Below are 18,568 nucleotides of genomic sequence, written 5' to 3'. Positions count from 1 at the left end.
TCTTGAGAGACTGATCTTTTTTCTTTTCAGAAAATGTTTTGTCGATTAAATATCCAATTTAAAACAAAAAACCATTCCCTAACTTATTGAATAACAGTTATCATTTTTATGACATTACATTCTGATGAAAATTGTCATTTGAAGAAAGGAATGTTTTATGGAAGAAGAAAAGTATTTAGTAATTGTAGACGGTCAAGATAAGACTATTGAAATTTTGTCTTGTGAACCTATAGGCAAAAACTTGCGGATTACTTACAAAAAAAACACTCAAAAACCGTTTAATTATCCTTTGGATAGAGCCATAATGCTGGAATCTCCTAGCATGATTGAAATCGAAGAAAATCAGACTGTCTACATACAGAATATGCGGACAATAGGCGTGAAAAGAGTGATGGACTTCCAAAGCCATGTTCGACTTGTTTTTGAAGACAATAGCCGACAAGTACATGTTGCTAAGGGACTTGAGATAAAAAAGAAAGAGGCTTCCACAAATTCGATCGAACATACAGTTCGTTATTGGCAAACCATTGCGGAAGAACTACGTCTTCCCGATAGCCACGATGAAGAGCAATCTTTTTTAAGAAAACAAATGCGTCATTTAAATTCTATTAATCAAGATAGTCCTTTATTCACTTATTTATCACAAAGTAAGGTTTCTTCACGTTCTACCGAAGAATACGAATCTATTTTTCCATTTCGATTTAATTTGAGCCAATATGAAGCGGTGCGTCAAGCCTTGAAAAGTTCTATTTCTGTAATTGAAGGCCCTCCAGGAACAGGGAAAACACAAACGATTCTTAATATTTTGGCTAACTTAGTCATCAATAATAAAAGTGTTGCAGTTGTTTCCAGCAATAACGCTGCTGTGCAAAATGTAAAAGAAAAGTTAGAAGCTGCTGGATACGGCTTTCTTGTTGCTTCTTTAGGAAATCTTAAAAATCAAAAGAGATTTTTTGATGCGTTACCAAATGTTTCACTTGATGCTTATCAAGAACTAGCTGAGCAGGAGGATATCAATTACTTAAATAAGCAACTTCTCGAAATTTCGGTTCAAATTCGTCAACTGATGGGATTGGAAAATGAATGTACACTTCTTAAGCAGAAAGTTGAAGCTTATCGACTGGAGTATAAGCACTTTCAAAATTATTTTGAAAAACAGGATATTGAACAGATCGGCAAGCTCTCTTTTTATCAGCAAACTTCCGAGACGGCTTTAAAATTTTTGGTGGAAAGCAAAATATCCAGCAATGGGCAAAAGTCCGACAGCTGGATAAGGAAAGTAAAATTGGTGCTGTTTCATGGTTTTACTAACTTCAAAAAGCTTAAACAAAATGAAATGGATATTCTTTTGGAGTATCAACTCGCTTTTTACAAATTGAAAATCGAAGAATTAGACAGGAAAATCACAGAGATTAGCCAACGGTTGAAAGCGGGGAATTTTGAAAATCTAACTAATGAACATCAAAAAATATCTGAGAAAATCTTTAAAATTCTTATAATGAAAAAATACGAGAAACATGAGCGAGTCAAGGAAGAACTAAAAAAATATAAGCAGAATTTAAACCGTTTTGTTAAAACATATCCTATAGTACTTAGTACAGCGCAATCGCTTTTGAGTTGTACTAGCCCTAATTTTCTTTTTGATTACGTCATTATTGATGAGTCTTCACAAGTTAATTTGCTCGAAGGAGCGCTTGCGTTATCTTGTTGTAAGAGAGCAATCATTGTAGGAGATACTCGACAATTGCCGCAAATCGTAGACCGTAAACTTGAGCAAAAGTTTGCTGAAATAGGAGAGAAAGTTAATCCGGCTTTTCGATATTTTGATCATAGCTTGTTAACTTCGGTACTTGAAATTTATGCGGAGTCTGTTCCGAAAACGATGCTCAGAGAACATTACAGGTGTCATCCCCGCATTATTGAATTTTGCAATGTAAAATATTATTCAGGAGAGTTAATTGCTTTTACTGAAAGTAAAGAAGATGTTCCGTTGCTTATTTATCGAACTGTACGAGGAAATCATATGAGGGAAGTTACTAAAGGCGAAGATTTGGGCAAATTTAATCGCAGAGAACTTGATGTGATTGAAAAGGAAGTCCTTGTTGATTTGGATCATGCTGTGCGCAAGAATACCGATCTTGGTTTTGTTACACCTTACCGAAAACAAGCTGATCATGCAACCGAACAATTTGATGAAGAAATTGAGTGTGATACAGTACACAAATATCAAGGTCGTGAAAAAGGCACAATGATTATGTCAACAGTCATTGATAAGACAAGGCAGGGTAACATGGGATTGAAGTTTGTTAATGATCCACGAATGCTGAATGTTGCTGTGTCACGTGCACAGAATAAATTCATTTTAGTTACCGGACATTCGATGTTTTTAGAAAAGCGGAGTGAAGTTGGCGATTTAATCCGGTATATGGAATACAACACAATGGATGAACATATTGTAGAAAGTGAAATTGTTTCTGTGTTTGACCTGCTGTATAAGGATTACTCAGATAAATTAAATTCACTTGAATCCAGAGTCCATGGGAAGTCCCGTTATAAAACGGAAAAAATTATGAATACTTTATTGTCAGAAATTCTTGTAGAAGATCAGTATCACATAATGGAGTACACAGAGCAGATTTATTTGAAAAATTTGTTTCAGAATACAGAGAAGTTAACAAAAGACGAACAACGATACATCAAGAACCGGGCTTCAGTTGATTTCGTTATTTATCATAAACTGGACAAAAAACCGTTACTGGCTATTGAAGTCGATGGATTTGCAAGTCATGATAATAACCCATCTCAACTTTTAAAAGATAAAATGAAGGATCACATTTTTGAACATTATGGGTTGACGTTAAAAAGATATAAAACAAATGAGATTTGCGATGAAGCTTCAATTCGAGAAGTATTGAACCGAGCTTTTGGAACATATGAAATGAAGAAGGGAGAAACATAACTTGTTTAACATCTTGAAACCTCTCTATATGGCCACAAGCATAATTGTAGTTACTGCATCATTATCTGCCTGTACTTCGCCGACACAAGCAAATGAAGCTTCAAGAGCAGAAAATAACGTTGAACTGCCGTCATTCTCTGTATCTACCTCAACATCGGCGGTATTGTCAGCTTCTCCGGCTTCTCCTGCCTCGAACGCGGGCAAGTCGTCCCCCGCCGCCGCGCAGGCGGACGCCAAGCCCTACTACTACGTCGCTCCGAGCGGCAGCGACACCACGGGCACGGGCTCCGAAAGCAGCCCGTGGAAGACCGTGCAGCGCGCAGCCGATGCCGCCATGAAGACCGGCGGCACCGTCTACCTGCGCGGCGGCGTCTACAGCCAGCAATTGAAGCTGGCCGGAACCCCGGGCGCCGCCGGCTCCGCGGCGCGCCTGACCGTCGCGAGCTATCCGTCGGAGACGGCGGTGCTCGACGGCAAGGGCCTGTCCGTGCAAGACACCGGCAGCCTGATCGAGCTGCATGACGCCAGCCGCGTCACCGTCCGCGGCCTGGAACTGCGCAACTACAAGACCGCAACCTCCGGCAGCGTGCCGATCGGCATCTATGTCCACGGCGCCGGATCGGATATCCGCATCCTGGACAACAAAGTTCATGATATCGGCAATACTTCTTCGCCGAAAGGCAGCGATCTTGCAGGCCGGGATGCCCACGGCATTGCCGTTTACGGCACCGAAGCCCCGGCTTCGATCTCCGATCTGACCGTCTCGGGCAATGAAGTGTACAACTTGATCCTCGGATCGAGCGAAGCTTTGGTTTTGAACGGCAACGTCGAGAAATTCGTCGTGGAGAACAATGACGTCCATGACAACGACAATATCGGGATCGACGCGATCGGCTTCGAAGGCACTTCGCCAAATGCGAAATACGATCAGGCCCGCGACGGCGTGATCCGGGGCAATCGGATCACCGGAAGCACGTCTTCCCGCAATCCGTCTTACGGCCGGAAAATTCCGAACGGCAGCTATTCCGCCGGCGGCATTTATATCGACGGAGGACGGGACATCGTCGTCGAACGCAATATAAGCGAAAGCAACGATATCGGCATCGAAATCGCATCCGAGCATAGCGGTCGTTCGACCTCCGGAATCATCGTCCGCAGCAATCTGGTCGTTCGCAATGCCCTGACCGGAATCGCGATGGGCGGCTATGACGACGAGCGCGGTTCCACGACAGGCAGCACGATCACCGGGAATACGGTAGCCTATAACGATACGCTGGAGTGGGGAACCGGACAGCTGTACATCCAATTCGACACCCGTGATAACGCGATCCGCAATAATATTTTTTCGGTTTCCGGCTCTAATGTGCTGATCCATAACGAATACGCCGAGAACACGCGCAACCAAGTCGACGGTAACCTATATTTTGCTCCTGACAAAAACGAGGCGGTCTGGACTTGGAAAGGCAAAGAATACAAAGGCTTTTCCGCTTATCGCAAAGGCAGCGGGAATGACGCCGACTCCATCTTCGCCGATCCCGAATTCGTTGATGCAAAAAGCGATTATCGCCTAAAATCCGGCTCTCCGGCTTCCGTATCCGGCATGCCCGACAAGATCTTATCCGCTGCGCCGGACCTTGACGGCAAGCCTCGCGGAAAGTCCGCCGACGGCAAGCCCAGTCTGGGTGCTTACGAATAAATTTTTTCGACGTATCGGGAAATTCGAACCTGATCTTCTTGCTTGACGCGCCTACTCGGCTTTTTCGTCCTCTGACTGTCTTGCTTAGTCGTCCTTGCCGCCTGACCGATATAACAGACAATGACCAAAAAGACCCCCTGGAGGAACAGATCATGACAAAAGGAATCGACTCTCTCGATACGCTGGCAGCGGTCATCCCCTTGCTCAAAACCGCGCTCCCGGTGGACATTTCGATTGCGCTATGTGATATGGAGCAATTCACCGCTTATTGGCCGGGCAACCATATCGATTTGAAAATCAAAACCGGACAGCGTCTGCAAGAAGGCGAACCTCTGCTTATGGCCATCCGCAACGACGAACCGCTGCGCGCCGAAGTTCCTGCGGAATTTTACGGATTTGCTTTTACCGGAACGGCAACGCCCGTGAAAGATGCCAGCGGTCGTGTTATTGGCGGCATTGCGGTGCAGGTACGTAGGCATAGCGAGTTGATCGAAATCGCGGACCGGATCGCGAGCGCGCTGTCGAACGCCAATGAACGGATCACGCATATCGCGGAAGGTTCGGGCGGCTTGGCCGACGCGTCGGGCGAACTGCTGGAGCTGTCCAAGCAAGCCGAGCAAAATGCCTACGGCGCGGACGGCGTCGTGCGGATGATCAAGGAAGTGGCGGATCAGACGCATATGCTCGGGATCAATGCGGCGATCGAAGCGGCGCATGCGGGCGAAAAAGGCGCGGGCTTCGGTATCGTGGCTTCGGAAATTCGCAAACTGTCCGGTCAGACCGTGACATCGACGAACAGCATCCGCGAGACATTGGGCACGTTCAAAAAGCTGACGGCCCAAATGAGCGGTTCGATCGAGCGTATCGCCGACACCGGACAAGATCAGGCGCAGTCGACGGAGCAGTTGTCTTCGATGATCGAAGAAATTCGCGAAATGGCGCTGAAGTTAAATGAATTTGCGAAGCAGTTATAAGGGGTTCAGGAAATCATTATCTGTATTTGATAACAACTGGAAGGTGTGGTACGCTGGCAAGTGAGGCAGGGTTTTGTTGTATTTTGCCCAAGCCTAAGGAGGTTTTTTGATGCATATTGTGTGGGAAACCGTAGCTTCGCAAATATTGGGCTTGGTCGGGATTGCGGCAGTCGCGTTCGGTGTGATTTCCTTTTCCAAACGACTCAAAAAGCTTGAGAACACGGTATATAAAGACGAGGCTTAACTTCGAATGCTCACTAAAAAAACTCCCGGAACAACGGCGCCTAAGCGTTCGTTGCTGCGGGAGTTTTGCGTAGAATCGATTCAGCTCGGCGCTAGCCTTTTACCGGGAAACCAGGTCCTGACAGCACCCGATTCACCAGTTCGCCCATGCCGTCCCACGAATCCTTCATGAGGAAATCGTTTTGCAGGGGCAGGTTCCACGGACGCGGGATGCCGATGGTACGTTTACCGGCATCGCGCGCGGCCAGCAAATTATGCGGACCGTCGTCGATCAGCAGATCGAATTCCAGCAGGTATTTGCGCTTGGCGACGAAGAAGTTTTCGAACGGGATAAACGGCATATGCTGCTGAAGCCAATTCCATTTCTCCGGAACCGCCGAAGGTCGGGCCGCCGTGACGATGATGACGTCGTGCTCTTCGCTGATGCGGCGCACTTCTTCGATCGTATGCTCGTCGAAAATTTCGAGTTCTTCATATAACTTCGGCCGTCCGAAGAAAATCTCCTCGTTGCAATCCGGATGCCAGATGGTGCTCAGGTCGAAGCTGCTTACCTGATCGATACTCAACTGAAGGTCCGGATAAGAGGCGTTGTGGTAGTGGATGGCTTTCGGCACCAGATGACAGATCGTGTCGTCCATGTCGATGGCTACGATTTTTTTGCTCATGACAATCTCTCCTATTGCTTGAAAAAGCGTTGTTGATTTCCTGAAAACGCGGATACTTGCATTGTAACGAACTTGACGCGCAATGGCAAAGAAATCGGACTGCGGCGGGAGGGGCGGCTTGCTTTTTGCAAGAAAAACGGGTATGAACAATGGTGCGCAAGACAGAGGAATACGCAGTATGAGGAATCGGAGGAACGGACATGACATCACCAGAACAGCGCAATCCGCAAAATGGAAATCCCGGCGGAGGGCCGAAGCGAAGTGTGCTCTCGATCATCGCGACCGTTGTTGTATTAGGACTGCTTCTTTTTACGGGGCCGGGTCGGGAGATGTTGGGAAATCTGCTCGATCAGGACGAAACCACGCCAACGGAGAGCAGTCGGCAAACGGATACGCAAGGAAGCGCGGCAGGTGGCGACAAGACTTCGGAAGACGCTGCTTCGGTTGACGGACGCGTCTCGGCTGCCGTAGAGCGCACCGTCGACGGAGATACGTTTATCGCGATTCTTGAGGACGGCAGCCGCGAGCGGGTGCGCATGCTGCTGCTGGATACGCCGGAAACGAAAAAGGAAGGAACCCCGGTACAGCCGTTCGGCCCGGAAGCGAGCGAGTATACGAAAAAGCTGCTGGGCGGGAAACAGGTTGAGCTGGAGTTCGACGAAGAGCAGCGCGACCAGTACGACCGAATGCTGGCTTACGTCTATCTCGACGGCGACATGGTCAACGAGCAGCTGCTGGAACAGGGCTTGGCACGCGTCGTGGTATATCAACCGAACGACAAATATATCGACGAGTTCCGGAAGATTCAAGACAAGGCCAAACAAGAAAAGCTGGGCGTGTGGAGTATTGAGGGATACGCGGATAATCGCGGATTCCATCCGGAAGCGGCGAAGTAGATTCGATTGATGCAAAAATCATAAAGATTCCAAGCGACGGGCAGCCCTGCGGCTGTCCATTTGTGACTTTAAAGTGCTTATGGAACTTCGAAGTGCGTACTGTTCAGTTCCGCTTCGTCTCGCCAGAATAGAGCAAGAGCCGAGATAAGACCGGCTACTTGTGCATCGCGGGAGGAGCAGGAGCAGGAACATGAACGCAAACGAAACTAAAACGGCGTTGGTGATCGGCGCGAACGGAGTGATCGGAGGGAATCTGATCGAGCATTTGGCAAAACTGCCGGACTGGAACGTCATCGGCGTATCCCGGCGGGGAGGCGAATCTTCGAAGAACGTACGGTATATCCCGGTCGATCTGCTGGACGCCGACGCTTCCAAGGAAGCGCTGAGCGGCTTGAGCGAAGTGACGCATCTGTTTTACGCCGCTTATCAAGACCGTCCGACTTGGGCCGAACTGGTGCAGCCGAATCTGGCGATGCTGGTCAACGCGGTCGATGCCGTCGAGCCTGCTGCCCGCCGCCTGCGGCACATCAGCCTGATGCAGGGCTACAAGGTGTACGGCGCGCATCTCGGTCCGTTCAAAACGCCGGCCAAAGAAAGCGACGACCGCCATATGCCGCCCGAATTCAATATCGAACAGCAGCAATTTTTGGAGCGAAGGGCGAAGAAGAGCGGGTGGACGTGGTCCGCGCTGCGTCCGTCGGTCGTTTGCGGCTTCGGTTTGGGCAATCCGATGAACTTGGCGGCGGTGATCGCCGTTTATGCCTCGTTTTCCAAAGAACTCGGCATTCCGCTTCGCTTTCCCGGCAAACCCGGCGCGTACCGAAGCCTGCTTGAGATGACGGATGCGGGGCTGTTGGCGAAAGCGACCGTATGGGCGGCGACCGAGCCGAGCTGCGCGAATCAGGCTTTTAATATCGCGAACGGCGATTTGTTCCGCTGGAGCGAGTTGTGGCCGAAGATCGCCGCTTATTTCGGACTCGAGGCGGCCGACCCGCTTCCGATGCCGCTCGGCGAGACCATGCGGGATAAAGAACCTCTGTGGAACGATATGGTCGAGCGTTACGGGCTGGCTCCCTTTTCGTACGCGGACGTATCGTCGTGGGGCTTCGGCGATTTCGTTTTCGGTTGGGATTACGATTTTTTCGCCGACGGCAGCAAGGCGCGGCGATTCGGGTTCCACGAATTCGTCGATACCGAAGCGATGTTTTTCGGCATCTTCGACGATTTTCGTCAGCGCGGCATCATTCCGGCTTGAATGCGGAAGATGCCGCGAGAAAAGAGCCGGGAGAAGCGATCTCGGCGCGTTTGCCGTAGATTTGCTCGACGTGATTTTCGCCCCAGCGGCAAAGCGCGTGCAGGATCTCTTTAAGGCTCCATCCGTAATCCGTCAGTTCGTATTCGACTTTCGGCGGCACGGTGGAATGGGCGATCCGGCGGACGATTCCGTCGCGCTCCAATTCTTTGAGCTGTTGGGTCAGCACCTTTTGGGTAATCGCGGAAGGCAGCAGCTTCATCAGCTCGCCGTTACGCTTTTTGCCGAACGTCAGCACGAACAGGATGATCGGTTTCCATTTGCCTCCGATCACTTCGAGCGTTGCTTCGACTGCGGTATTGTACACTTTTACCGTTTCCAATGCATAGGCCTCCTTCGAAATCCGATTTCGTTGTCTTCCGATTGTACATCTTGCGCGGGGCCGTGCCCAGTTCGTTGCGGCCGGCACGCGAGGGAGGAGAGTCGCCCGGCATCGTCGAAAGCAGCACGCCGAAATCTTTTTGCCTGACTTGACCCCTGATCTCTGCTGTGTATAATGAAGGGAACAATTACATGAGCGAATGTTTTCTAGGGTTCCGCGGCCGCAAGGCCGGACAGGTCCGAGAGAAAACTCACGGCGTGCGCCGTGCCACGGAGGGACAAAAGCCCGGGAGATGAACTGCGAAGAGCGGTTTATTCTCCCGGGCTTTTTTGCGTTCATGTCGATTGAATCAAAAAAGGAGGAAATGAAATCATGAATAAAATTTGGATGTCCGTCGTCATCGCCGCGTTGTTCGAGGTAGGTTGGGTGATCGGGTTGAAACACGCGTCGGGAGTCTGGGAATGGGCCGGAACGTTCGTTGCGATCGTGGTCAGCTTTTACCTGATGATCGCCGCTTCGCGTACGCTGCCTGTCGGCACGGTGTATGCGGTGTTCGTGGGCTTGGGCACGGCGGGTACGGTCATCGCGGAGATCGTATTGTTCGGAGCCGAGATTCAATTGGCCAAGCTGTTGATGATCGGCACGCTGCTGCTGGGCGTGATCGGCTTGAAGTTGCTGAGTCACGGTAAAACTGAAGAAAAAGGAGGGGCTTGACGATGAACTGGACATTTTTGATTCTGGCGGGGATTTTCGAAATGGTCGGCGTGCTGATGATTAATAAACTGCACCAAGATAAAAATATCAAAGCGTTTATGATGATGGCAGGCGGCTTCGGCTTGAGTTTTATTTTTCTGTCGCTCGCGATGAAGACATTGCCGATGGGCACCGCATACGCCGTCTGGACCGGCATCGGCGCCTCCGGCGGCGCGATTCTCGGCATGATTTTCTATGGGGAATCGAAGAATGTCATGCGGATTCTGTGCATTGCGTTGGTGCTTGGTTCGGCGGTGGGATTGAAGTTGGTGAGCGGGTAAAGGAACAATCCCCAACATGAAGATCCTATTCCAAATCTAGTTTAAAATAGCCGGAGCATGAAAAAAGACACCCCTCATGGGTGTCTCAACGTGTCAAGAAAGTCCAACGTAACTGGAAGCGAGAAGACGGAGAGAGAAATTCAGTGAAAGACGCCTTTGAACTTGGAAAACTACACCTTAAATTCTAATCAGGTTTTCCAAGTGAGACAGCGGATTGTGAAGCATTTCGAAGAAATGCACTTCGGGAGCCTATGCTGGCAATTTCTCTCGCAGTCTTCTCGCTTCCCTCGCCAAAGTGACTTTCTCGACAAAGACACCCCTGCGGGTGTCTTTTTTAAACCTGCTCCTGCTTCACCTTGATCCATCGCGTCGCCCAGCCTTGAATATCGTCCATCACCGGAGCCAAATCCCGCCCCATATCCGTCAACGAATATTCGATCCGTACCGGCTTCTCCGGGTATACCGTGCGAAGCACGATGCCTTCTTCTTCAAGTTCCTTCAATCGTTCCGACAATACTTTGCCGCTCAGGTTGGTCAACGAACTTTCGATGTCCACGAAGCGGCGCGGGCCGTCCAGCAGCCGATAGATGATCAGGGTCGTCCAGCGCTTACTGAGCACTTCGATCGCTTTTTCAAATCTAGGGCACAGTTGATTCAGCTCTGCGGCCAATGGGATCACTCTCCTAATATATGCGTGTTTGTTCTCTTGCTGACGTATTCGCCAATCTATAAAAGATAAGCCCGAATTTCCAGGCGATGAAAGGGTTACATTTGCGTTGCTGCTTCTTTATTATACAATCGGTGATTAAAATAAACAAGCTTACATTTCGTAATAATTAATACTTGACTATGATGTGTTAAATAAATATACTTGGTTACATAAAGTAATTCTATGACTCGTATCGCTTATGCGAACAATGTATAAGCGTCTATCCCTAATAAAGAAACCAATCATGTTCGTTGGTTTGAATGCAAGCAAAATCGGAGGACAGAAGGATGGAACGACAAACGGAGATTTGTATCGCGGGCGGCGGGCCGGCCGGCACGCTGCTGGCATGCCTGCTGGCCCGCCGCGGAGTGGACGTTGTATTGGTCGAAAAGCAGCCGGTACCCGGACCGTCGTTCCGCGGAGAAATCATAAACGGCGACGGCGAGCGCGTATTGAAAAAGCACGGCATTTTGGAGAAGATTCAACCGGAAGCCGTTCTGCCGTTGGTTCGGCTGGAGTATTGGGACAACCAACAAGTCGTGAAAACGATCCTGCCCGATACGGCAGGCGGCAATGTGGGCATTCATATCCCGCAGGCTGATCTACTCCATGCCCTACTGGACGAAGCCAAGCAGTACCCGAACTTTACGTACATGCCCGGCACGACCGTGCGCGGTTTGCTGCAAGGCGAGGACGGCCGGTATACAGGCGTGAAAGTCCGCACTGCTGAAGGCCGCAACCTGGAGATTCGCAGCAGCGTGGTCGTCGGAGCGGACGGCCGATATTCGTCGGTGCGCAAATATGCGGGAATCCCGGTGAGCGCCGAAGGACACGGATACGATCTGCTGTGGGCGAGAATTCCTGCGCCGGAAGGCTGGGAGCCGGTCATGTGTTCCACTATCCAGAACGGCCAGCAGCTTCATCTGTTCACGCAGGCCCGCGGTTATGTGCAGGTCGGCTGGAATATCGAAGAAGACTCGTACAAGGAGCTTCGCAAGCGGCCGTTCGAAGAATTGACGCAGACGCTGATCGATGCTTTTCCGAAGCTTGAACCGAGCGTGCGGGAGCATATCACGTCTTGGCAGGATTTCGTGCTGCTCGACATTTTCAGCAGCAAGTCGGAGCGTTGGGCGGAGCCCGGTCTGGTATTGATCGGCGATGCCGCGCATACCATGACGCCTACGGGAGCCTTTGGACTGAACGAAGCTCTGCGCGACGCGGACGTGCTGCATGAAGAGCTGCTCGCCTGTCTGGAACGCAGGCAGGATACCGGCGAGCCGTTGGATCGATTGGAACAACGCCGTCGCGGCGATGTGGAGCGCAGACAGCGCGAGCAGGTCGATATGGAATTGACTTATGCTCAAAATTTTAATATTTAACATTCAAAGCGACGATAATATACAGATAGACGCTACAATGAAAAGCATTGCCCGGCAAACGGGACGGCAAAAAAATCGGCCGGAAGATGATCCGAATTTGCCCGGGCTGCGAACGTATAGGTAACGAGGATGCGGAACCGACAGGTGCCGTGTCCATTTTACCGAGAATCCGAATACGGACCGCCGCGGAGAAAATTCCTGCTTGGCGGCTTGCCCGACTTAACCAATATGAAAATAAGGATGTGCCATCATGGTAAACAACAGCGCAGCTTTCATGCTTAAAGACAGCATTCATAATATCCCTTCTCCGCAAAATTCCAAAGAAGGCTACGTGCTGGTCGGTCCGATCAAGCTGCCGGTCAACCTGGAAGGAGAGACGCTCGTGTTCCGCTGGTACAGCTGGATGAAGCAGCCCGAAGGCGGCGAAAATATGTCCGCTGAGGAATTGATCCGCAGCCTGCCGACGATGAATCTGGCCGAAGGCCAACAATCCAGCGTGCTCGTTTACGGCGATTTCGAAAATTCGCCGGACGCGCTGATCCGCATGCACAGCATTTGCCACACCGGCGATATTTTCGGCAGCAAAAGATGCGACTGCGGCTACCAGCTGCGCCAATCGATGAAAATGATCGCGGAACATGGTTCGGGTGCGCTCTTTTACCTGGCGAATCACGAAGGACGCGGCATCGGCCTGTTCAGCAAAGCAATGGCGTACATCCTGCAAGAGCAAGGCATGGATACCGTCGAAGCCAACCTGGCACTCGGCTTTGAAGACGATACCCGCGACTACGACGGCGCGATCGGCGTGCTGAAGTTCCTGCGCGAGCAGCCGGTGACGTTGATCACGAACAACCCTCGCAAACTGGAAGCTTTGAGAGCGTCGGGCATGAACGTATCCGGACGTACGCCGCTGTGGGGCGACGTATCCGAGTTCAACGAGAAATACCTGCGTACCAAAGTCAACCGGTCCGGTCACTTTGCGACGCAAAATCCGATCGAAGGCTTGTCGGAACTTCCGGCAGCCGAAGGAGGAGACTGAACAAGCATGAGCGACGAACGGTCTATCCATGAGAAATACATGCGGCTTGCATTGGAAAATGCGCGTGCCGCAAAAGGTCAGACCGCGCCGAACCCGCTGGTCGGCTCGGTCATCGTCAATGACGGCCGGATCGTCGGAATCGGCGCGCATCTGAAGCCGGGCGAGCCGCACGCGGAAATTCATGCGCTTCGTATGGCTGGCGAGCATGCAAAAGGCGGCACGATCTACGTCACGCTGGAGCCGTGCTCGCACCACGGTCGTACAGGTCCTTGCGCGGAGGCTGTCGTTAAAGCCGGCCTGTCTCGCGTCGTGGTTGCCGCGCCGGACCCGAATCCGCTCGTTGCCGGACGCGGGATCAAGATTCTGCGCGATGCGGGAATCGAAGTGATCGAAGGCGTGCTGCGCGAGGAGTCCGAGCAGTTGAATGAAGTATTCAACCGTTACATCGTGAGCAAGCGTCCTTTTGTCACGGTGAAATCGGCTACGACGCTGGACGGGAAAATCGCGACGCGCACGAACAGCAGCCGTTGGATCACGTCGGCCGAAGCTCGCGAAGACGTACATAAGCTGCGTCATGAGAGCGGGGCGATTCTGGTGGGCGTGCAGACGATCCTGCATGACGATTCGCAGCTCAACACCCGTTTGCCGAACGGCCGCAATCCATTGCGCGTCGTGCTGGACAGCACGCTTCGCATTCCGGAAGATGCACGCGTGGTTACGGACGGCGAAGCGCCGACCTGGATTTTTACCGGCTCGAATGCCGACGCCGCCAAGCGGGAACGGCTGGAAGCGGCAGGCGTGCGCGTGATCGGGACGTCAGGCGGGCGAGTGAACTTGGAACAAGTGCTGGATACGCTCGGGGAAAGCGAAATCTCTTCGCTGCTGGTCGAAGGCGGCGGACAGGTTATCGCTTCGTTCGTGGAGCAGGGCCTCGCGGACAAGCTGGTACTGTATATGGCGCCGAAGCTGGTAGGCGGCAAGGATGCTCCGACTTTTATCGAGGGCTTGGGAATCGCGGACATGAACGAGGCAGTCGGATTGACCGCACTTCGCGTCGAGCAACTGGGACCGGATTTGAAGTTCGAGGCGTATTTTCCGAAAGGCTGAAGTAAGCTGCGAGGTTCCGTCCGTAGGATAAATCTTAACTTGATTCGATATAAAAACCGGCTTCTCCGAATGGAGAGCCGGTTTTTTGACGTTTTTTTATATATTCGAGACAAGCGGCTTGGAGCGTCTAGTTTTTCTCCACTTCCGCTTCCCGCCGCTGCCAGCTTGTTTTCCCGTCGTCTTCGACGATCGAAATCGCGGCGTCCGCAATATCCGGGTCCGTCGTGAGATGCTGCTGGATGCGCACTTTGATATCGTCCGCATCGCCGAGCGTCAGCCCGGTACGCAGCTCGACCACCGCATCCACGTGGTAGTAACGGCCTTCCTGGATGATCCGCATGGTTTGAATGTCCCGAACATCCGCGTCTCCGAGAATGGCGGCGGATACTTTGTCTTCGACGTCCTGCGGAGCGGATACGCCGATCAGGCCGATCATATTGTCGTAGCCGACGCGGAACGCGACCGCGATCATGAGGAAACCGATCAGCGTCGTCGCGATGCCGTCGATCAGGGCGAAGTTCGTAAACGATACGACCACGACGGCGATCAGAGCGAAAAAGGCACCGAGTACCGCAACGATATCTTCATAGAACACCAGGCGCGTCGGAGGAGCGGCACGGCCGACGTTTTTGAAAGCGGCCGGCAGCAGCGCGAATCCGCTTGCCTTGGGCGCGCGGGCTTCCTTCAGGATTTCTTTGGACGCCTTGATCAGGATCGCGCCGTCAACCACGATGTTCAGGATCAGCACGCCCACATTGATCCAAAAGCCTCCTGCCGCTTCGCCCGGATGCTGAAGCAGATGAATGCCTTCGTGGATCGTTTCGTAAGCCATGATGGTGACGACGATGACAGCGATCATGCAGAAAATGTTGATGACGCGCCCGAATCCTACCGGGAAGCGGCGGCTTGGCCGCTTTTCCGACAGCACGCTGCCGACAAAGACGAAGCCTTGGTTCACGGCATCCGCCAGCGAGTGCATCGCCGAAGCGAACATGGCGCCGCTTCCTGTGAATAAGGCGGCTCCGCCTTTGGCGGCCGCGAGTACCGCGTTGCCCGCCATGGCGACGGCCGAAGACGTATTTCCTTTTTTGATCAGCGAACCTAGTGTTTCCTTTTGTCCGATATCGGACGGATTGGCTTCAGCCACGAACGACGCCTCCTTAAAAGTGGGGTTGAGAACTTCTTTAACGCATTGCTGTATAGCATATGTACCCGGAATCGGCGAGCCGGAACAAATCCGACGTGCCGATTCCGGCGCGGCCGCAGATCGGCTGCTGCCGAGTTTGCGGATCATGCGACTATTTTGTCGAGCCGGTCGCACGCCCGAAACGCCGACGTCCAAACGGATTGCGCCTCATCATGGCCGGATAACGAAGTTCACGCTTTGCCTCCGTATTCTTCCGTATACCAATCAATGATTTTGCGCGCGATACTGACCTTCGGCGGGATATTCGGCAGTTCGTTCGGAGCGAACCAATCCGCATGTTCGATCTCTTCGCCGTCCACCGTAATCTCGCCGCTTGCGTATTCGGCGACGAATCCGATCATGAGCGAGTTGGGAAAAGGCCATTGCTGGCTTCCGAAGTAGCGGATTTCGCCCAATTCGATGCCGACTTCTTCCATCGTTTCGCGCCGCACGCAATCTTCCAGGGTCTCGCCCGGCTCCGCGAAACCTGCGATCAGACCGTACATATTGTCAGGGAAATGCGGCGCATGCGCAAGCAAAATTTTCCCGTCCTTCAAAATTGCGGTGATAACGGCAGGCGAGAGGCGAGGATAATGGTTGAGGCCGCAGTTCGGACAGACTTTGGCGCGATCACGCTCGGCCAGCGTCAGAGAGGAGCCGCAACGCCCGCAGAACCGATGGGTAACGTCCCAATTCAGAATTTGCAGCGCGCGTCCGGCCAGATGGAACAAGTCTTCGTCCATCCGGTCGTACAGCGCGCGCAGCGGCAGAAAGTCCGAGCCGACCGGAGGTTCGGTTCCTTCCTGCGCTTCGGCGGCATAACACGGCGCGCCGTCCAACGTGCCGAGGTAGAGCGAGCGGAGCGTTTTGAAGCCGAGTTCGTCGGCATCGGCAGCCGCAGGCAGTGCCTTTAAACCTTCTTGTTCATGCAGCAGCAGTCTTCCGGTATCCGCAAGGAAGACGAACCAATAAGCAGGAGCATCCGTAGGCTCCGCGTTCAGAGCGGGCATGTAACGGTCATAGATGCCGGGTTTCGATTTTTGCATGGAAGCAGAACCTTTCGGATTGGAATGGAAGTACATCCTTTATTATGAAAGCATGGTCGATCCGGGGCAAGAGCGTTACAATATTCGTATGCGAATCGGACGACGAAGCAAGAATCGTTCGATCCAAAAGGAGGCGTTCCATCATGAATCAACCATTGACCTTGGGTGACACGTTCAGTCAAGCGGAGTATCGGACGACGGGCAACGGGCCGCGCAGCGTTAAGGTGCTGCTGGACGCGCTGCGGGACGTCGACGGCGATACGCCGAGCGATATGTACGGGCGCGGCGAGACGATCGAGAAATTCGAACGCAAGCTGGCGGACATGCTGGGCAAGGAGTCGGCGGTCTTTTTCCCGAGCGGCACGATGGCCCAGCAAATCGCGCTGCGCATCTGGAGCGACCGCCAAGGCAGCAAGGCCGTGGCTTACCATCCGCTCTGCCATCTGGAGATTCACGAGCAGGACGGCTTGAAGGAACTGCATCATCTGGAGCCGATACTGCTTGCGGACGAGGAGCGGTTGATCACGTTGGAGGATGTGAAAAAGCTGCCGGAAAACGTCGCCTGCCTGCTGCTGGAGCTGCCTCAGCGCGAAATCGGCGGCGAACTGCCGGATTACGCGGAGATCGAAGCCATTTCGGCCTATTGCCGGGAAAAAGGCATCGCGCTGCATCTCGACGGGGCACGGCTGTTCGAGATTCTGCCGTACTACGGAAAAACGGCCGAACAGGTCTGCGCGTTATTCGACAGCGTCTACGTGTCGTTTTACAAAGGAGTCGGCGGAATCGCGGGCGCGATGCTGCTCGGCGACGCCGATCTGGCACAGCAGTCGAAGGTATGGAAAAGACGCCACGGCGGCGATCTGATCAGCTTGTATCCGTATATTTTGAGCTCGGAGCATTATCTGGACCTTCGTCTGCCGAAGATGGCGCAGTATTACGAGGAAGCGAAAGAGCTGGCGGCGCTTTATAACGCGCAGCCTAGCGTGCGCACGCGGCCGGAAGTGCCGGTATCGAATATGTTCCACCTCCATTTCAGCGGCTTGTCCGCCGAGGCTGCCGCGCCGGTCGTCGCGGGCGTGCAGGCGGATACCGGCATCGCGTTGGTTGCGTATCTGAAAGAAATCAGCGATACGGCCTGCGCGACGGAGATCGCGATCGGCGATCTGTACGAGGCGGTGCCGAAGGAGAAGCTGCACGAAGCGGTCGAACTGCTGGGCAAGCGGCTCTCGGAAGCGCAAAAGTAGAATCAAACATCCGGGTATTCGAAAAGAAAGCCGCCGCGGTCAGGTTGATGCCTGATCGCGGCGGCTTTTTGCGCGGTTGATTCGGAAAGTGGTTTATTGTCTGTTCGCGTTCGAATATTTTTCCGACCGATTACGATCTTCGATTCCCGAGCGCGCCGACATCACCACTCGAATTCGAGCTGAGACTCGCATAAAGGAAATTCGGGCTTTGTTTCTTGCTCGCCCGCGCTTTCCAGCATCAGATCCGCGATCAGCCGGAAATCCTCCTGCGTGATCTCGAACTGGCCGAAGCGAAAAGCCTGTCCCCAGCTGCGCCGCCCTTTCGTGAAGGACAATTGCTCCAGCAGGTCTGCGATGCGTACCGATCTCGCGGGCAAATACCGCATATTCCGCCGATACGGAATAAACGTGTCGCTCATTTTATGGCGGTACACCCGATCGTTCGCTGCCTGCCCGATCGCGGTAAAAGATTGCAGCGGCGCGCCGCCGTTCATATCCGTGCGCGGCGAATAGTAGATCAGCCAATCGCCCGGTTGCATCCGGTTAAGCGATCGGGCTTTGCCGTGGCAGGTCTGCGCGACCCCTTGCTCGATCGCGTGGTCGACATGGGAAGCGGAGACGACGCCGATCCAATACCGGAGTCCGGGCAGCATCAGATCGGCCGAAGGCGAGGTAACGGAAATCGTACGGGTCATGAAGAATCCTCCTGTAGGTGCGAGATGATTTCTTCCATAGTATAGAAAACCGCTACTGACAC

At 52.5% G+C, this 18,568-nt stretch carries 18 protein-coding genes and 1 riboswitch; of the genes, 12 read left to right on the top strand and 6 right to left on the bottom strand.

Going from position 1 to position 18,568, the window contains the following annotated elements; translation table 11 throughout:
* Positions 1–157 precede the first annotated feature (157 nt).
* The 4 genes from HRQ63_RS17255 to HRQ63_RS26225 all read left to right on the top strand — a co-directional run bounded on the left by HRQ63_RS17255 (position 158) and on the right by HRQ63_RS26225 (position 5,873).
* The gene (locus tag HRQ63_RS17255; protein ID WP_172245992.1) at positions 158–2,959 is read left to right on the top strand and encodes an AAA domain-containing protein; all 2,802 of its coding nucleotides are present in this window, start codon (positions 158–160) and stop codon (positions 2,957–2,959) included.
* 163 nt (positions 2,960–3,122) lie between these two features.
* Positions 3,123–4,655, top strand: coding sequence for a right-handed parallel beta-helix repeat-containing protein (locus HRQ63_RS17250; protein ID WP_172245990.1), 1,533 nt, complete (start codon positions 3,123–3,125; stop codon positions 4,653–4,655).
* 152 nt (positions 4,656–4,807) lie between these two features.
* Complete coding sequence (locus HRQ63_RS17245; RefSeq protein WP_172245988.1) at positions 4,808–5,629, top strand: methyl-accepting chemotaxis protein; 822 nt, start codon at positions 4,808–4,810, stop codon at positions 5,627–5,629.
* A 109-nt stretch (positions 5,630–5,738) separates the two neighbouring features.
* Positions 5,739–5,873 carry a hypothetical protein gene (locus tag HRQ63_RS26225; protein WP_268239481.1) on the top strand — a complete coding sequence of 45 codons (135 nt, stop codon included), beginning with the start codon at positions 5,739–5,741 and terminating at the stop codon, positions 5,871–5,873.
* 91 nt (positions 5,874–5,964) lie between these two features.
* Here the strand turns inward: HRQ63_RS26225 and HRQ63_RS17240 are convergent, their stop codons facing one another.
* A complete protein-coding gene (locus HRQ63_RS17240; protein ID WP_172245986.1) occupies positions 5,965–6,537 on the bottom strand; it encodes a 5' nucleotidase, NT5C type in 573 nt (190 codons plus the stop codon).
* Between the two features lie 200 nt (positions 6,538–6,737).
* Between HRQ63_RS17240 and HRQ63_RS17235 the strand changes: the two genes are divergently transcribed.
* Together HRQ63_RS17235 and HRQ63_RS17230 are read left to right on the top strand one after the other, a co-directional pair.
* On the top strand, positions 6,738–7,433 hold the full coding sequence (locus tag HRQ63_RS17235) for a thermonuclease family protein (protein ID WP_229714241.1): 696 nt from the start codon (positions 6,738–6,740) through the stop codon (positions 7,431–7,433).
* Positions 7,434–7,623: 190 nt separating this feature from the next.
* Entirely contained in the window at positions 7,624–8,688 is a 1,065-nt protein-coding gene (locus tag HRQ63_RS17230) for an SDR family oxidoreductase (RefSeq protein ID WP_172245984.1), read from the top strand.
* Here HRQ63_RS17230 and HRQ63_RS26005 read toward each other — a convergent pair.
* Positions 8,675–9,067: a winged helix-turn-helix transcriptional regulator gene (locus HRQ63_RS26005; protein ID WP_229714240.1), complete on the bottom strand. Its 393-nt coding sequence runs from the start codon at positions 9,065–9,067 to the stop codon at positions 8,675–8,677. The genes HRQ63_RS17230 and HRQ63_RS26005 overlap by 14 nt on opposite strands.
* A gap of 195 nt (positions 9,068–9,262) precedes the next feature.
* Positions 9,263–9,361: riboswitch (guanidine-I (ykkC/yxkD leader) on the top strand.
* A 78-nt stretch (positions 9,362–9,439) separates the two neighbouring features.
* Between HRQ63_RS26005 and HRQ63_RS17220 the strand changes: the two genes are divergently transcribed.
* Positions 9,440–9,781, top strand: coding sequence for a DMT family transporter (locus tag HRQ63_RS17220; protein ID WP_172245980.1), 342 nt, complete (start codon positions 9,440–9,442; stop codon positions 9,779–9,781).
* Positions 9,782–9,783: 2 nt separating this feature from the next.
* Positions 9,784–10,101, top strand: a complete 318-nt coding sequence (locus tag HRQ63_RS17215; protein WP_172245978.1) for a DMT family transporter — start codon at positions 9,784–9,786, stop codon at positions 10,099–10,101.
* Between the two features lie 334 nt (positions 10,102–10,435).
* Here HRQ63_RS17215 and HRQ63_RS17210 read toward each other — a convergent pair whose 3' ends face one another.
* Positions 10,436–10,759, bottom strand: coding sequence for a winged helix-turn-helix transcriptional regulator (locus HRQ63_RS17210; RefSeq protein WP_172246163.1), 324 nt, complete (start codon positions 10,757–10,759; stop codon positions 10,436–10,438).
* Between the two features lie 338 nt (positions 10,760–11,097).
* Between HRQ63_RS17210 and HRQ63_RS17205 the strand changes: the two genes are divergently transcribed.
* From HRQ63_RS17205 to ribD, 3 genes are all read left to right on the top strand, one after another.
* Positions 11,098–12,189 carry an FAD-dependent monooxygenase gene (locus HRQ63_RS17205; protein WP_172245976.1) on the top strand — a complete coding sequence of 364 codons (1,092 nt, stop codon included), beginning with the start codon at positions 11,098–11,100 and terminating at the stop codon, positions 12,187–12,189.
* A 250-nt stretch (positions 12,190–12,439) separates the two neighbouring features.
* The gene (locus tag HRQ63_RS17200) at positions 12,440–13,228 is read left to right on the top strand and encodes a GTP cyclohydrolase II (protein ID WP_172245974.1); all 789 of its coding nucleotides are present in this window, start codon (positions 12,440–12,442) and stop codon (positions 13,226–13,228) included.
* A gap of 6 nt (positions 13,229–13,234) precedes the next feature.
* Positions 13,235–14,335, top strand: coding sequence for a bifunctional diaminohydroxyphosphoribosylaminopyrimidine deaminase/5-amino-6-(5-phosphoribosylamino)uracil reductase RibD (gene ribD, locus HRQ63_RS17195; protein WP_172245972.1), 1,101 nt, complete (start codon positions 13,235–13,237; stop codon positions 14,333–14,335).
* Between the two features lie 127 nt (positions 14,336–14,462).
* Here ribD and HRQ63_RS17190 read toward each other — a convergent pair whose 3' ends face one another.
* Together HRQ63_RS17190 and nudC are read right to left on the bottom strand one after the other, a co-directional pair.
* Positions 14,463–15,395 (bottom strand): cation diffusion facilitator family transporter, encoded by a 933-nt coding sequence (locus HRQ63_RS17190; RefSeq protein ID WP_172246161.1) that lies wholly within the window; start codon positions 15,393–15,395, stop codon positions 14,463–14,465.
* A 317-nt stretch (positions 15,396–15,712) separates the two neighbouring features.
* Positions 15,713–16,567: an NAD(+) diphosphatase gene (gene nudC / locus HRQ63_RS17185; protein ID WP_172245971.1), complete on the bottom strand. Its 855-nt coding sequence runs from the start codon at positions 16,565–16,567 to the stop codon at positions 15,713–15,715.
* A 143-nt stretch (positions 16,568–16,710) separates the two neighbouring features.
* Here nudC and HRQ63_RS17180 point away from each other — a divergent pair, with 143 nt between their 5' ends.
* Positions 16,711–17,811, top strand: coding sequence for a threonine aldolase family protein (locus tag HRQ63_RS17180; RefSeq protein ID WP_172245969.1), 1,101 nt, complete (start codon positions 16,711–16,713; stop codon positions 17,809–17,811).
* A 161-nt stretch (positions 17,812–17,972) separates the two neighbouring features.
* Here HRQ63_RS17180 and HRQ63_RS17175 read toward each other — a convergent pair whose 3' ends face one another.
* Complete coding sequence (locus HRQ63_RS17175) at positions 17,973–18,506, bottom strand: EVE domain-containing protein (protein WP_229714239.1); 534 nt, start codon at positions 18,504–18,506, stop codon at positions 17,973–17,975.
* Between the last annotated feature and the right edge of the window lie 62 nt (positions 18,507–18,568).

The sequence above is a fragment of the Saccharibacillus endophyticus genome (assembly GCF_013185185.1).
GTDB classification, from domain to species: domain Bacteria; phylum Bacillota; class Bacilli; order Paenibacillales; family Paenibacillaceae; genus Saccharibacillus; species Saccharibacillus endophyticus.
This window is presented reverse-complemented; position numbering and strand designations above follow the sequence as displayed.